This window comes from Akkermansia sp. AE01SA01 (assembly GCF_036417395.1).
Lineage (GTDB): Bacteria > Verrucomicrobiota > Verrucomicrobiia > Verrucomicrobiales > Akkermansiaceae > Akkermansia.
Window position 1 is genome coordinate 109944 of sequence record NZ_CP143890.1, and the last position, 13758, is coordinate 123701.

9 protein-coding genes are annotated in these 13758 nt (G+C 45.9%); 1 reads left to right on the forward strand and 8 read right to left on the reverse strand.

Annotated elements, in window-relative coordinates:
- Position 1: 1 nt before the first annotated feature.
- The 3 genes from V3C19_RS00485 to V3C19_RS00495 are packed head-to-tail and all read right to left on the reverse strand — an operon-like array spanning position 2 to position 2912.
- Entirely contained in the window at positions 2-1147 is a 1146-nt protein-coding gene (locus tag V3C19_RS00485; protein ID WP_295932001.1) for an FAD-dependent oxidoreductase, read from the reverse strand.
- Positions 1144-1953 (reverse strand): sugar phosphate isomerase/epimerase family protein, encoded by an 810-nt coding sequence (locus V3C19_RS00490; protein WP_295931999.1) that lies wholly within the window; start codon positions 1951-1953, stop codon positions 1144-1146. Before V3C19_RS00490 ends, V3C19_RS00485 begins: the two co-directional genes overlap by 4 nt.
- A complete protein-coding gene (locus V3C19_RS00495; RefSeq protein ID WP_295931996.1) occupies positions 1950-2912 on the reverse strand; it encodes a hypothetical protein in 963 nt (320 codons plus the stop codon). Before V3C19_RS00495 ends, V3C19_RS00490 begins: the two co-directional genes overlap by 4 nt.
- Positions 2913-3444: 532 nt before the next feature.
- Between V3C19_RS00495 and V3C19_RS00500 the strand changes: the two genes are divergently transcribed.
- Positions 3445-3939, forward strand: a complete 495-nt coding sequence (locus tag V3C19_RS00500; RefSeq protein ID WP_295932155.1) for a low molecular weight protein-tyrosine-phosphatase — start codon at positions 3445-3447, stop codon at positions 3937-3939.
- Positions 3940-4079: 140 nt separating this feature from the next.
- Here V3C19_RS00500 and V3C19_RS00505 read toward each other — a convergent pair whose 3' ends face one another.
- From V3C19_RS00505 to V3C19_RS00525, 5 genes are all read right to left on the reverse strand, one after another.
- The gene (locus tag V3C19_RS00505) at positions 4080-4472 is read right to left on the reverse strand and encodes a hypothetical protein (RefSeq protein WP_295931993.1); all 393 of its coding nucleotides are present in this window, start codon (positions 4470-4472) and stop codon (positions 4080-4082) included.
- A 166-nt stretch (positions 4473-4638) separates the two neighbouring features.
- Positions 4639-5241, reverse strand: a complete 603-nt coding sequence (locus V3C19_RS00510) for a hypothetical protein (RefSeq protein ID WP_295931990.1) — start codon at positions 5239-5241, stop codon at positions 4639-4641.
- Between the two features lie 219 nt (positions 5242-5460).
- On the reverse strand, positions 5461-6267 hold the full coding sequence (locus tag V3C19_RS00515) for a hypothetical protein (RefSeq protein ID WP_295931978.1): 807 nt from the start codon (positions 6265-6267) through the stop codon (positions 5461-5463).
- Positions 6268-6380: 113 nt separating this feature from the next.
- Positions 6381-6899, reverse strand: coding sequence for a hypothetical protein (locus V3C19_RS00520; protein ID WP_295931977.1), 519 nt, complete (start codon positions 6897-6899; stop codon positions 6381-6383).
- Between the two features lie 606 nt (positions 6900-7505).
- The gene (locus V3C19_RS00525) at positions 7506-13676 is read right to left on the reverse strand and encodes an RHS repeat-associated core domain-containing protein (protein ID WP_330937119.1); all 6171 of its coding nucleotides are present in this window, start codon (positions 13674-13676) and stop codon (positions 7506-7508) included.
- Between the last annotated feature and the right edge of the window lie 82 nt (positions 13677-13758).

Consider the following 13758-nt stretch of genomic DNA (forward strand, 5'->3'; position numbering starts at 1 on the left):
GCTAGAGGAGGGGCCGGCTCCGTTCAATCTGGCGGATGAAATCCATACAGTCATAGATATTGTCTATTTTTCCGCCCATGATGCAGTGGTAGCCGGAAATGCCTGCGTAATTGGATTTAAAGAGAATGGGGCGGCTGTCATCTACTTCGCTTATGGGAAGGACGGTTTTGACCTCCCACAGAGAATCACGGTATACGGTTTTGCCGATGCTGGGCATGTAACGGGCGGCATCATGTACCATGGCTTGGTAGGAACTGTGTTTTGGATCTTCAGCCAATATCCGGTAGGCGTCGGTATAAGTGTCGTTTTCCTCTTTATCATACCATTCATAATGAGGTGTATACCGTACATGGCTCAGGGTATATAACTGACGACTGGGAAAGGGCATGATGGAAAAGAATGGTCCGCACATGACAGTAAATCCCCGGTTTTGAATTTCTTCCGGTACTTCGACGAGGGCCATTTCAGTCATTTCATGCTTGAGGGGAATTAGCCTGATTCTCGAGGCGGCATTCAGTTTATTGATGCGGGCGTAGGTGCAATTATAGAGATTGCGGCAGCGAACGGTAAAAAGTCCACCTTCTTTTTTTGATGTAATGTCTGTCTCCAAGCCTCCTTCTGCGATCTGGCGGAATTCCAGAACCTGCGTGCCTGTACAGATTTCTACGCCATTTGAAGCGCAGCGCTGAAGAATATTGTCACGGAGAATAGTGGCATCAAAAGCAAATTCCCGGGCATCGAAAACCGCTTCAATGTAATGGGAGTTGAACAACCTGCAAATGTTTGAGGGAGCCGGCTGACAGGGAGCTCCGATGTGCTGGCAGAAGTTTTGAAACTGCTGAGCCGTCACTTTACCTAAAATCCGGCCAATGGCGTAATATTTTGCAAAATCATCAATGACGCAATCTGGGAATTCCTTGATGAACCGTGGAAAGGAAAGGCATGAACGCATGCCGGTCAGAAGACTGCGCGGGTAATGATACCCTGAATGGATGCGAGCCTGGTTATTGTAACTGGCATGAGTCATGCATGAGTCTTCGTACTCGCACAACAGTACTCTCTTGCCCTGAGAGGCAATAAAATCAGCAATATAAAGCCCGTAAAACCCTCCTCCGATGATGATACTGTCGTATATGTCTTTTTTCATGGGGTCTGGTTCCAGATACCGGCAACAAGAGAGAGGCTATTTTCCATGTTCTGGATAGGATCTCCTTTTGCCGGGCAACTCATTTCAATGGAAACAAAGTGCTCGTATCCCCCATCTTCCAGAATTCGCTTTAAATCTGTCAGCAGTCTTTTACGCGGAGTAAGGGGAGCAAGCATGGGTTCGCTGAGATGAACATGGCTAATCATATGAACCTTATCCGCGACCAGGCTGAGCAGTTCTCCGTTGGCAATTACGCAGCCCATATCCAAATTCAATTTAAAGCCGGAATGTGCGATTGCCTGGCAGAGATGAATGGCTTCTTTTACGGAGGTTACGAAGTTGCCACCATAAATGCCCGGGTTAGGTTCCATGCCGATCACGCACCCATGGGCTGAAGCGAAATGGGCCAGCTTAGTGAAAAAATCAATAGCAGTTTCCCAGTCTTTTTCATTGTGGGAAATTCTATTTTTAGGACTGCCGAAGACAAGGTTGCGGATACCCCCTGCTTCAGCAAAAAGTACGGCCTGTTTGAGGTAGGCAAGCAGTGCCTCCCGTTTTTCTGTTCCTTCAAACAATCGTAGTTCCGGATGCCCTGCGAGTAATGACTGCATGCTTGGCAAAGTAAATCCGTGCTCCCGCAGCCGGGCAGCAAGTTTTTGCATCGGAATAAGATGGGAGTAGGGGACTTCAGGGAAAAAACGGGTTGGTGCAATCTCCAGCCCAGTGAAGCCGTAATGTCTCATAAGGGTATAAACCGCCTCATCGTGCTGCTCCTTCCACGCTATATTGGAGACCGCCAGTTTCATGCGATTCCTCCTTTTGTGTTGCGGACGCGTTCCGCCTGCTGATGAAGGAAGGCTTTCAGCCTCCTCAGAACGTTTTCACGGTCTTGAAAGTAACCTCCTTCCACATGGCGGCTTTTCATGTTATAGTAAACAGGTTTTTTTCCGGGAATGTGATTGTGCAGGGTAAGTCCCAGACATTCCTCCGCCACTTCTGCACAGGAAAGTGGTTCGACGGCCATGTTAAGTATCTTCCAATCTTCTGCCAGACCGCGTTTGATTAATGGCCAGATATCTGAAATATCCAGAAAAGGAAAGACACTGCGGCTGTCTGTAAGGTGCCATGCCGTGAAATTGGATCTTTTGAGTATATCGAGAGCCGCTTTTTGTTTAGTGGCCGGAGATTCTCTGTTGATGATATGGTTGTGGTCCCCTTCTTCCTCATAGACAGCTTCCAGCCGTTTTACCTCTTCGTCCTTAAGGGAAGATACCAGCTCCATCCATTTGCCGGCGGAAATCATGCTGGGAAGAGGATGCATCAAATCAAAGATGAAGTTTTTCTTTAACCCGTTGGCGAAGAGGGCCGGAAGGCGAACGATTAATGAAGAGGGGAAATGTTTTCTCACCCAGCATTCGAGCTGGTAGCGGTTTTTTCCGTAGGCGTCCTGGCGTGTTTTGTCAGGAATTGAAGATTCATCCGGAGAGGGAATGAAGGAGGAATACACATCAATCGTGGAAATGAGAATGAAGTGTTTGGCTTTTACCGTAGAAAGGCAGTCCATCAGTATTTGAATGGCCGCCTTGTCTTCCTCCGGGTGTAAATTGGCATACCATTTGACGGCATTTACTCCGGCGCATACGAGCAGGTCAAATTCCCCACCTTTAATTTCTTCAATATTCCGGGAATTAAAGAATACATCGAACTCGTGCTGCTCCCGGAGATTGCTTCCAACAAAACCTGTATGACCGATGAGAGCATTCATAAGGTGAGTTTAAACTGACAGTTAGTGAATATGGAAGGACCCTATTCTTGTTTCGACAATGGAATAAAATTTGTGAAGCGGGAGAAATGCTAACGGATTTGCAATCCGGCTGGCATTTTTATAAGAATCATCGAATCCTTCATCAATTGAGGTGACATCTTATGATTCGCCATATTTATGATGCATTTCATCATCAATAATATTCATATATTATTAATAATAAGTGATTTATTATCATAAAATCTAAAGAAAAATGAAAAAATTTCTTCTGTATTGCACTTGAGGATTAATTTAATTCCAAACTAGAAAGACCCCATTCCTCCGTAATATGGAATTCGTACAAATAAGAGAGAAAATTATCTCAAATGTTTTTTCCTTAGAACTGTAGCTTGACTCCGGATTGCAAATCCGTTAGCATATAATTTACAAAGAGACGAATTGTTTTTATCTTTGTTTGAAATAAGGAAAGTTTTAGCTTGATTTAAATAGTACGCATGGTTATGAAACGCCGATGGAAAATGAGTTGTTCCCGATGGATGTTTCTGCACCCTGCCGTATCCTTTTCGTCTGCTTGGGTAACATTTGCCGTTCTCCCGCTGCGGAAATCATTTTCAAGACCATGGTAAAAAAGCAGGGGCTGGATGGAAGGATTGAAAGCGACTCCGCCGGCATGATTGGCTACCATCGGGGATGTCCTCCCGATGCCCGAATGCTGGAAGCCTTGAAAAAATACGGCTACAGCAATCCAGGACTCAAATCACGCCCTGTCCGGAAGAATGACTTGGAAGAGTTTGATCTGATTGTGGGTATGGACCGGGAAAACCTGCGCGATTTGAAGAAGATGGACAAGAATGGGCTCGCAGAACGAAAAATCGTGCCCATGTGCTTTTTCGCAACCCATTTTCTGGATGAAGAGGTACCGGATCCCTATTATGGCGACCGGGAAGGATTTGAACACGTCGTGAAACTTCTGGAAGATGCCTGCTCCGGTTTACTGGAACATTTGAAAAAACAGATGAATCCCTGAAAGGTGTCTAAGGCTATTATTTCATGATGTCAAAAGACTGCCGATATGACGGCTGTTGGGAGAAATGAATAGGAGTCGCTGTCTCTCATGCTTTTAAATGAAATTACAAGGCCATGGTAATTTCTAAATTATTCAGGCCATTATGCATCACTTTTATTAGGAACATTCTTTTTTTTGCCGTTGCAATCCTTTGCGGCAATTATTTTTTTCCTGGAAAATGTATGATAGGGGTTTTTATGTTGAGGTCGAGAATTTGAAAATTTACGCCGGCGAGGATTCGGAATTTCGGTACGGGCTTTATTAATATAATTTGACTTAATATATTTCTCTATATATTTATATAAGAAACTCAGTATAAGAAATACAATAACAGTAATTATGGTATAGTCATTAAAAAGGACATCCTCTGCCCAAGATAATAAAATCATGAAAACAAGTGTAATAATTCCTAAAAATGCACCTTTCCTCCACCCTTTTAAATAAATTATAATGGTGAAAGCAATAATTAAATAAATTGCACTCAAATAATTCATAATACAGATTTAGCCGGGTAGATAAAAAACAGGGTATGAGGGGAGTATAATTTGAATTTTTATTCAAGAATATTTTCTCTAGAAATTTTAGAGACAGGAATACTAAAAATCTTTTTATGACAGTGGAAAAGATTCTGAAACAACAAATATAGATAATTCTAAAATCTTACCAGTGGCGAATGTCTTTTTCAGTCAGTACAGGACGCCGGTCAAAAATGAATAAGGTAAATCCGTTCTTTAGAATCAAGGCATTAATACTATATCGGTCATACGGCATTCCTTCTTTTTCTTTCCACTCCGTATCTTGCCAACATGCTTCTATATCATTCGGATAAATTCTCGGATAATTCAACAATTGGTAGACTGAATTGATTCTTTTTAAAATACGATCAATCTGCTCTTTGGAATTGTCACTATCTTGCGGTCTTATTTTTAATTCAATGTGCTTTCCCGGCAGGAAGATACGGTTCTGCGAGTGAGCAAAAACTCCTTTCACTTTCTTCTGAATTTCAGGATACTTGGTTCGTATGGAATACCCGAGACGGCTGGAACTTATGTTATGTTCTTCCAGAGTCGTGAGCTCCTTGTCAATCCAGATTTTAGAGGATGAGGGAAAACTGTGGAGCTCCGAATGATTGTGTAATGCCGTTCCTGTTTCAGGAAGGTTCCTGGAACGCTCTTCCAAAGTTAAGAGTGGCACGTTATTGCCTTCATCGCATGCAGTTGTATAAATGTATGTAATTAATATTGTGATGTATATGAGGTTCATTACAGGTCATTTTATAAAGAAGACAAACTTCATTCATGTTCGCCTTCTATATTACCATCTTACCTGGTTTTTCCGCTACGCGATGGACAATGGAAATCAAGACCAGCTTTCTGAGTCTGTGCATTTTACCGCTATGCCTATTTCTATCAATACATGATATTAAAGGATATTTATGAATAAAATGATCTGATTGGCAAGTATGTTAAGATTCTGATTTTGTTAATTTTCAGATATTTCCTTATTCTGTTTGAGAGAAATTTCTTTGAGATAGTCGATTTGCCTTTGCGCGTCAGCATCCCCCAATTTTTTTGCTCTTTCCAATAATTCTATTGATTTTTCGTAATCAATGAGGATGGCTTCTCCTGCCTCGTCATTTAATTCTCCTGAATAAAGTAATGCCAGATTCGTTAAAGCAGGGGCATAATTTTTTTCAGTTGATTTTAACAGCCATTTTTCGCCTTCTTTCAAATCCTTCTTTGTATAAAAACCTATCAGGTACTGGTAACCATAATTGTTCAGGGCCTCGGCGTCACCTGTACGAGCTGCTCGTTTTAAAATTTCAAGCATCCACAATTTTTCCTGGTCTGAATAGTTTTTGATGAAAGATGGCCCTGCAAATATTAGTAAGGAAGCAAGTCTATATTCTGATCTCTGATGATGCTGAACGGAAGCGGCTTGAAACAAAGAGATAAATTCCCTGCCCAGATGTTCTTTAAGATCCGGGTCGGGTTGATTCATGAAGCAGAGAAATAGAAATCCTCCCAATTGATTTTGAGCTTCCGGTATTTTGTCGACAGGTGGCTTGGACAGCATGAAAGCCCCCATGTTCCAATCCCCTTCTTCTATATAATATTTGGCTTTTAAAATTATTCCAAGGGGATGATTGGCCTTTGCAAGCTTTTCCAGGCACTCCTTCCGGCGTTCGCCGCTCTGGTTCAGAGCTGCAATATAAGTCAGGCGGGAGGATGAGGAAGCCAGTTGGTTCATTTCTGCATCCATCTTTTCCGTGTCTTTTCCCACTTGCATGAGAAGAGCTCTGTTTGTAAGAAGCAGGTACATCCGGGCCAATGGATTCCCTTTCTTGGACAGTGCTGTTAGCTCCTGAAGTCCTGCTATAGAATTTTTCTGGGGATGAAGACCTAAGATGCGTGTGACAGCAAGAAAAGCACCGGCTTCTTCATCTCCCCCTTCTTTTGCTTCCTGTAAATAGGAAAATGCAAGTTGGGGGGGATAATCCGTATATTGGGGGTCGAGAAGCAGTTGTCCTGTGATTCGTTTGGCGATCTTGTCTCCCCGTATTGCTGCTTTTGCAGGATTTTGAGGGCTTCAACACGGTTATATGGGACTTGTGTTCCTTGTAAATAGATGCCGGCCAAGGCACGAGCCGCGCAATCGTTTCCTGTTTTCTCCAGAGATTGGAGGTTTTCTACAATTTTATTTACAGGAATATTTGCATTGTCGAGGAGGCTATAGACATTACTTTCCTTTTCGGCGGGGTTGAAAAAATCATTTTTCCAATCGTAGAAATCGTCGAGGACCAGTCTAAAAGGTTGTGAATTTTCTTCTTCTCGAATTTGTATATCACCTAATGTATTGAGTTCTGCAGCCCATATCGAGCATATGGAGAAATAGAAAAGATATAATATATATTTAATCATATTCTGATTTTGTATTTATCATAATCTGATGTTCAAAGTAATAAGGTAAAAGTCAGTTTCTTGAATATTTTTCATCTATCAGCCATTGGCTCAAGTCTTATCCTGCATGCATATCTCTATAAAATCCAAAGCTGTTGTCAACTTGTCTGATTGATATTCCTCCTACTCCCTAGTTTAGCGATTCCTGAGAAGAATATTGATGATAAACTGTATTTCCCAAAATTCTTTTTCGTTTAAATCTGCCTTCCCTGTAAATTGTTGCTAAAGCAGAGAGCAGATAGTTCCTTTACCTAAATCTATGCTTAAAGCAAACGTTGCCGTCCACGCCTTATTTGTATGAGGCGCCATTTTTTAACCATGATTGGTCATTTTGATACCTCGCTACTACGTTATTAAATTTTTGTGAATAATGCGATCTTTATGATCTAAGTCACAATATTTTTCAGAATTATATACTTTAATCTTGCTCCGCCTAATCTCCCTGGCTCACTCATCTCCAATCATTGATAAACAACCTTAATCTTCTGTAGCTGCCATTCTAATACCGTTGGCAGAGAAGAAAAATGACGTTACAAGATCATTGCATAATTCCGATATTTTTTATATTTATTGGTCCGATAAAGAGTCGTATTCAGCTTCTTTTACGCCTTTCACAATGAAAGTTTTTGCATTAAAAATATATTCAGGAATTCTTCCTCCAAGAAAGCAGGCTGTATTCCTGAAACATTTCCCCAGTTTTTCTCTCCATGTACTATTTTTATTGAGAGGGAGAAAATTAAAATCATAAATGTCATGTATATATAATGAATATTTCATTTTAAAATTATCGTCGACAATACCTCCTACAATATATCTGTAATCTCCTAAAACATATGCCAAACCATTTTCTTCAGCGTGACTGGAACCCCAGTTTTTCATTCGAATGTTTTTATTACATCTATTTTTAGGATCTTGCTTCACGAAAAGAATAGCCTGTCGAATAGCAGTCATTTCAGGTTTTCTTGGTAATTTTTTTGGATCAAATGTATAATCAGTTCCACGACCTGCCATATAATGAACGTATATTTTCAAGACATCTGGATTTGAATTCAACAAACTAGGTCCTCCTACGGCTGCTACAAATATATTGCGAAGTTGATATATACTCGTGTCAAATTGGACAAGAATTTGAGTGTCTTCTATATATTCTTTTTCTGGGTCTCTAAAATGAAAATCATATCTATTTTTAACTATTTCTTTAACATCTCCTAATTCCCATTCAATTACTTTTAATCCTAAAAAGTCAAAATTATGAATATGATTATTACCCGCAATTCCATATAAGTTCCATTTACTTTGTTCTTGGATGGGATCGCGATTGATCCATCGGCCATCAGCGGGGTTGAGATACCTGTAATTGTAATAGATGAGTCCCAATTCATGATCCACATACTCGCAGGAAAAACAGAACTTGTTGGAATGGGCGATATTCCCTTCCGCTGTCAGGAGCTTTCCAAAGGGGGTATACTCGTAGCGAGCTTCTCGTGTTTGATGCTCATTGAAAATGGAAGTGACGTTTTTCAATGCATCATGCATGAAGCAGAGGTTCTCTTTTACTTCCATCCCTTTCTCTTTCCAGCATGTCATCATCAGGATGCGCGTGGCTATGGGCTGCGTCGGATCCCAAAGGTAACTCTTTTCCAGTACTGGCCGGGGATGCATCAGATTTAGTTCCGCCACCTGCAGGTAGCCCCGATAGAGGTAATAAGTATGGCTGACAGCTGTTCCGTTGGTAAGTACTTTTTTCTCAAAGCGGCGTCCTTGATAGTCATAGCCGCAGGCCACGACGGTGCGGCCATCTTCGCTGGTGAAGGAAACAGGCCTGTCATTGGCATCATAACAAACGTTCCAGATTCCTGTTGAGGTTTTAATCCTGGTTTGGTTACCGTCCACATCATAGACAGGCTGGAAGGGAGTTCCTGCTCTGACGATGTTCCTGTACTGGTTAAGCCGATTGGTGTCGTAAGATACTTCTTCCAGTTCTTGCGCTATTTTTCGGTTGCCGATGTTGTCGTACTGGTAGGCAAAGTTGCCTCTTTGCTGGAGTTCATCATTGATAAGTTCACTTCTACTATTATAAGTGAAGTACCTTGTTATTGTCGGTGTAGCGGTATCCCAGGAATCTCGGCGTTGGGTCGGGCGCATCAATTCATCGTACTGGTAACCATGTCCGGCCAATATGCCGCCATCCCCAGCATCTTCATAGTTGACGGAGGCCATGAGGTTGAGGCTGGGATGATAGATATTCTTGCGGACCATGCCATTGGGGTAAGACAACTGGTTGAGGAAGCCGCTGGTTTCATCATACTCCCACATAAAGGGAGCATCCAGTCCTTCCACATTTATTCTTACCATGGTACCTTTGTGATCATAGTCAAGATGGGAGTGCTGCACGGTGCGGGTACCGATCATCAGGCGGTATCCGCAGGGACGCCCGAAGGCATCGTATTCTTCCTGGATGCAGCTTTCCGCAGTTCCAAAGGAATTATCCTGCCGGATTCTCCCATAGGCGTCATAGCAGAATTCCCGGATTCCTGAGGCGTCAGAAACAGATATCATCTCCCCCAAGTGGTTGTAGGAGTAGAGCCATGGCTGGGTGTTGTCGCTGTGAGAGACGGAGACTAATTCCCCGGTGGCCGGAGCGTACTGATAAGTTGTCACAATGCCCCTGGCTTTGGTGAGTGTTTCCAGGCGGTTGAGCCTGTCGTAGGTTTTGGAAACACAGGAGCCGTCGGCATAGGTTTTCTTGAGTTCCAATCCCGTGGCTGCATCGTAGAGCCACCTGGTGGTGTCTCCGTCGGTGCGGCTGGAAGGATCGGTGGTAATATCGCCTTCATCTGCCCGGAAGGTGGTCAGGGCAATCATGTGATTACTCTCATCATAAGCGAAGCAGGAGGGCTGTATGGCAGCCCCGTATTCGGCCGTTTTCCGGCCGCGGATATCATAGCAATAACAGATGGTGCCTCCCAGGGCGTTGGTGATGCAGGCAGGGGCGTCACAGCAGGGGGAGTAGGCAGTGGAAGTGATATTGCCTTGTGCGTCGGTTGTCCTGATGGCGCGTTCGGCCAGGTCGGTTTCGATGGCAGTGACATTGCCCCTGGCATCGGTTTGCTTCAGCATCATTCCTGTGGAGGCATAGGACCGTTCCTGTGAAGAGTGGATTCCTGCATAATTGGTTTGGCTTATGGTAAATCCATCCACTACAAGGGATTCAGCAACAATATCCGAAGTGGGAATGCGACTGAACTGGGTACGCTTGGAGGGAGCGGTGTATTCCGTCCATTGAACACTCTGCTGACCGTACACATCGAAGGAAAGAGCTTTGCTTTCCAGTACAGGGTCCAGTTGAGAGACCATGGTTTCTGCAGTTTGGGTCAGAGGCAGCCCCTCGGCATTATAAGTTATGGAGGTTTGTACCTGATAAATACCGTCTTCCCGTATCTGGTAGCAGGAGGAACTTTCCGATATCCTGTTTTTAGCAGGATCACCCGGATGCAATTGATCCAGAAGAACAGTCTGTTTTACAGTTTGGCCCAGTTCATTGTATTCCGTTAAGGTGGGAGCCATGTCTTCTGTCTGGGTACGTATGCGCTGCCCTTTGCTATTATAAGTGTTACTGGTGACAATAAATCCCCCCCGAGTATTGGGATGCTCCTGCCGGATGGTTTCTCCGAAACCATTAGACAGAGAACGTGAAAGAACGACTCCCTGGGACAGGGTTGTGGTAAGAATGCCTTCCTGTGTCAACTCAAGCTGGGTTTCCATTTCCTGCTGTCCTGTTCCACCCGTCCAGACAATACTGCCATCGTAGTACTTCTTCGTTACCAAGGCAGCTCCTGAAGGAGTGATTACAGTGGTGGTGAGCTGGTTGTCGCTGTATTGAGTCCTGGTCACACGTCCGAGGATATCGGTTGTGGAAACAACCCTGCCCAAGTCGTCGTACTGGGTACTTTCAACCGTGGTCATGGCCCCGACATCCTTTCGTGTGGAAATGATTCTTCCGGAGGCATCTCTCGTGTAGGAAGTGATGGTTTCCGGAGTGGTTTTCGTAGCCGATCGGATGGTTTCCACCAGTTGCTTGGCAGTGTTGTAGCCGTAGCTGGTGACCACTTCGTCTTCATCGGTTTCCTTCAGCGGACCGCAGCACATCCATTCCGTCTTTTGAATGCGTCTGTTTCCCTTCGTTGTTTTGATGCAGTTAAGCTCAACGTCGTATTCGTAGTCTTCCGAAGTAATTAAAGACCAATTTTCACCTGTGTGGACGTATTGCTCCTGTCTGGTGATGGTGCCATTTTCAGCGACGTATTGCACGGTTCTGGTACTTTGACCGGGAACAATGCTCCCCTTTGCCTGGACAGTTGAGGTCACCTTGTGAATAGCTCTGTATTCTGAGGAGGCTTCATAGGTATAGACGGTTTGAACGCCGTCTATGCCCTGGCTCATCTTCTGTCTTCCCCGGGCATAAGGATATTGTGCTGCTTCTCCATAAGTCTCCGAGATGCTTGTGTGAACCTGGTCGGAGCCCAAAGCTGTTTCGGTCACTGTCGTGCGGTTGACTTCGGGGCTGTCTTCATAGGTGTATGTTTTTGTCCGCAGAACGGTTTCGGTTCCGTCCTGGGCAATGATCACCTCTTTCTCCGTTGCCGGCCTGAAATCATTGAAACGCAGGTCGGCATAGGTGGTACGTGTTCCTTTTTCTCCTCCTCCTGCCCACGGTGTTGCTTCCAGAACCACCCGGCCCTGGTCGTCGTACTCATAGCGCGTGTAGCCTCCGTCGGGCTTGATTTCCAATGACACGCGGAACTGGTCGTTGTACGTGTAGAGTGTTGTTTGGGCCAGAGGAGTATCGTAGCCCTCCGTGCTGCTGATGGTCAGCCAGCCTCCGTCCGTGCTCTTCTGGACGGTGCGTACGCAGGATACGGGCGTTTCCTCGTTGATCTTGCGGTAGCTCTCAATCATTTCCCATTTGCCGCCGGGCAGGAAATTGCGCTCAATCCGCCGTACGATGCGCTCGTCCCCTTCACCCTGGGTGATAGTTACATGGTTGCCTTCCACTTTCCGCTCCGTGCGGAAGGCGGGCATGCCCTGCCTCTGCTCGGTGATGAGCATCACGGGTTCTCCATCCTTGACAGTATTTTCATAGCTGACCGTCTTGTAGGGAGTCCCGGAAGCAGTTACGCTCCGGGCGGTTTTGTTCACCTGGGAGGGGGAGTACCACTCCAGGGTGAGTTTGTTGCCTTCAGGCACTGCCTGGAGAAGACCCTGCGACTGGGACCAGATGCTTTGGATGGCGCCGGTGGAGGGATGGCGGTTGACCTGGAGTTTGGCAGCATAGGCTTCCGCCGTGGTTTCCACCCCGGAAGAAGAAATCAGGGAGACAACCTTGCCGGTGGAAGCCGAGAAGCGCAGGGTACTTCCATTGCTCTGGACCATGTCCAGATAAATGGGATTTCCGTCAGTGCAGGGAGACTTGTCCCGGTTGAGCAGCCGGACCCTGTAGTTGAGTTTGCGTGAGCCTCCGGAAACGGGAGCGTCGGCGCTTCCGGCGGCGGCGCGGAAAGAGATGGAGCTGCCGGTTGGGCGCTTGACAGTTGCCTGGCGGGAAGCGGAGTCCCAGGAGCAGGTCCATTCGAGGGGATGCTTGTAGCGCAGTCCAATGGAGCATTGAGGATTGGCCCGGAAACTGAAGGAAGCTGCGCCGCCTCCTTCACCCCCGCCTCCGGAGTTTTCCCCGCCGACTTCCAGCATGCCTTCACAGTCGTCGGCATCATCCGGGTTGCCGCCGAAGGAGTGGCCTCCGGCAGAGTTGGGTCCTCCATTCTTGTCACACTCGGATTGAGCGCTTTCTTCCTCGCATTTGCAGGAACAGGGGCATGGGCAGCCTTCTTCTTCCGGTCCGCTGGAGGAGGAAGAGGAATTGCTGCTGGAGCTGGAGCTGGAGCTGGAACTGGAACTGGAACTGGAACTGGAACTGGAGCTGGAGCTGGAGCTGGAGCTGGAACTGGAGCTGGAACTGGAGCTGGAGCTGGAGCTGGAGCTGGAGCTGGAACTGGAACTGGAACTGGAACTGGAGCTGGAACTGGAGCTGGAGCTGGAGCTGGAGCTGGAGCTGGAACTGGAACTGGAACTGGAGCTGGAACTGGAGCTGGAGCTGGAGCTGGAACTGGAGCTGCTTGACTTGGGATCAAACCCAAAATCAAACCCTCCCCCTTCCGAAGAGCTGCTGGAGGTGGTCTCCTCTTCCTCGTCCCGATAAAGATTGACCAGGGTGATGACTTCCTCTCCTTCCCTGTCCGGAGGAGTTACATTAGGGTCGAGGTAGGAATTAATATCGGGCGCCTCCGCCTTGTCGGAAAGAACGGCAATGCAGAACTCCTGTCCGGAGCCCAGGGCGGCATGGTGCTCATGGACGATTCGGCACCAGTAATACCCCTGTTCCAGCACGACGCTCTCCGGCTTCACGGAAAGGTCCTTTGCTTCCTTCGTGAACTCTACATTCTTGAATGGGATGGCCAGGGAGATGGAGGAATCGGCGTCCAGGGAGAGGAAATAGGTACCGCGTTTCATGATCTTGAGGTACCCGGTCCATTCGTGCCGGGTGTCGCCGGAAGCGGAACGTGGTGAGATGAGAACGGGGGCGGTGATGCCGTTGACGTAGAAGTCGGCCTGCGGGAGTCCGTTGGCGAACATGGGAACGAAGGGATAGCGGGGTTCCAGGGTAATTTGGGTATTATTCATTGTCTTGTAAATCAGGTTGGTTCAAATGATTTGTAAAATGTAAAAATCAGGATCAGAGTTAGTTGTTTTATTCAACCGTACA

Excerpts from the sequence above, each read along its gene's own strand:
- V3C19_RS00485 (WP_295932001.1), bottom strand. The coding sequence starts at position 1,147 with ATGAAAAAAGACATATACGACAGTATCATCATCGGAGGAGGGTTTTAC.
- V3C19_RS00510 (WP_295931990.1), bottom strand. The coding sequence starts at position 5,241 with ATGAACCTCATATACATCACAATATTAATTACATACATTTATACAACT.
- V3C19_RS00505 (WP_295931993.1), bottom strand. The coding sequence starts at position 4,472 with ATGAATTATTTGAGTGCAATTTATTTAATTATTGCTTTCACCATTATA.
- V3C19_RS00520 (WP_295931977.1), bottom strand. The coding sequence starts at position 6,899 with ATGATTAAATATATATTATATCTTTTCTATTTCTCCATATGCTCGATA.
- V3C19_RS00490 (WP_295931999.1), bottom strand. The coding sequence starts at position 1,953 with ATGAAACTGGCGGTCTCCAATATAGCGTGGAAGGAGCAGCACGATGAG.
- V3C19_RS00525 (WP_330937119.1), bottom strand. The coding sequence starts at position 13,676 with ATGAATAATACCCAAATTACCCTGGAACCCCGCTATCCCTTCGTTCCC.
- V3C19_RS00495 (WP_295931996.1), bottom strand. The coding sequence starts at position 2,912 with ATGAATGCTCTCATCGGTCATACAGGTTTTGTTGGAAGCAATCTCCGG.
- V3C19_RS00500 (WP_295932155.1), top strand. The coding sequence starts at position 3,445 with ATGGATGTTTCTGCACCCTGCCGTATCCTTTTCGTCTGCTTGGGTAAC.
- V3C19_RS00515 (WP_295931978.1), bottom strand. The coding sequence starts at position 6,267 with ATGCAAGTGGGAAAAGACACGGAAAAGATGGATGCAGAAATGAACCAA.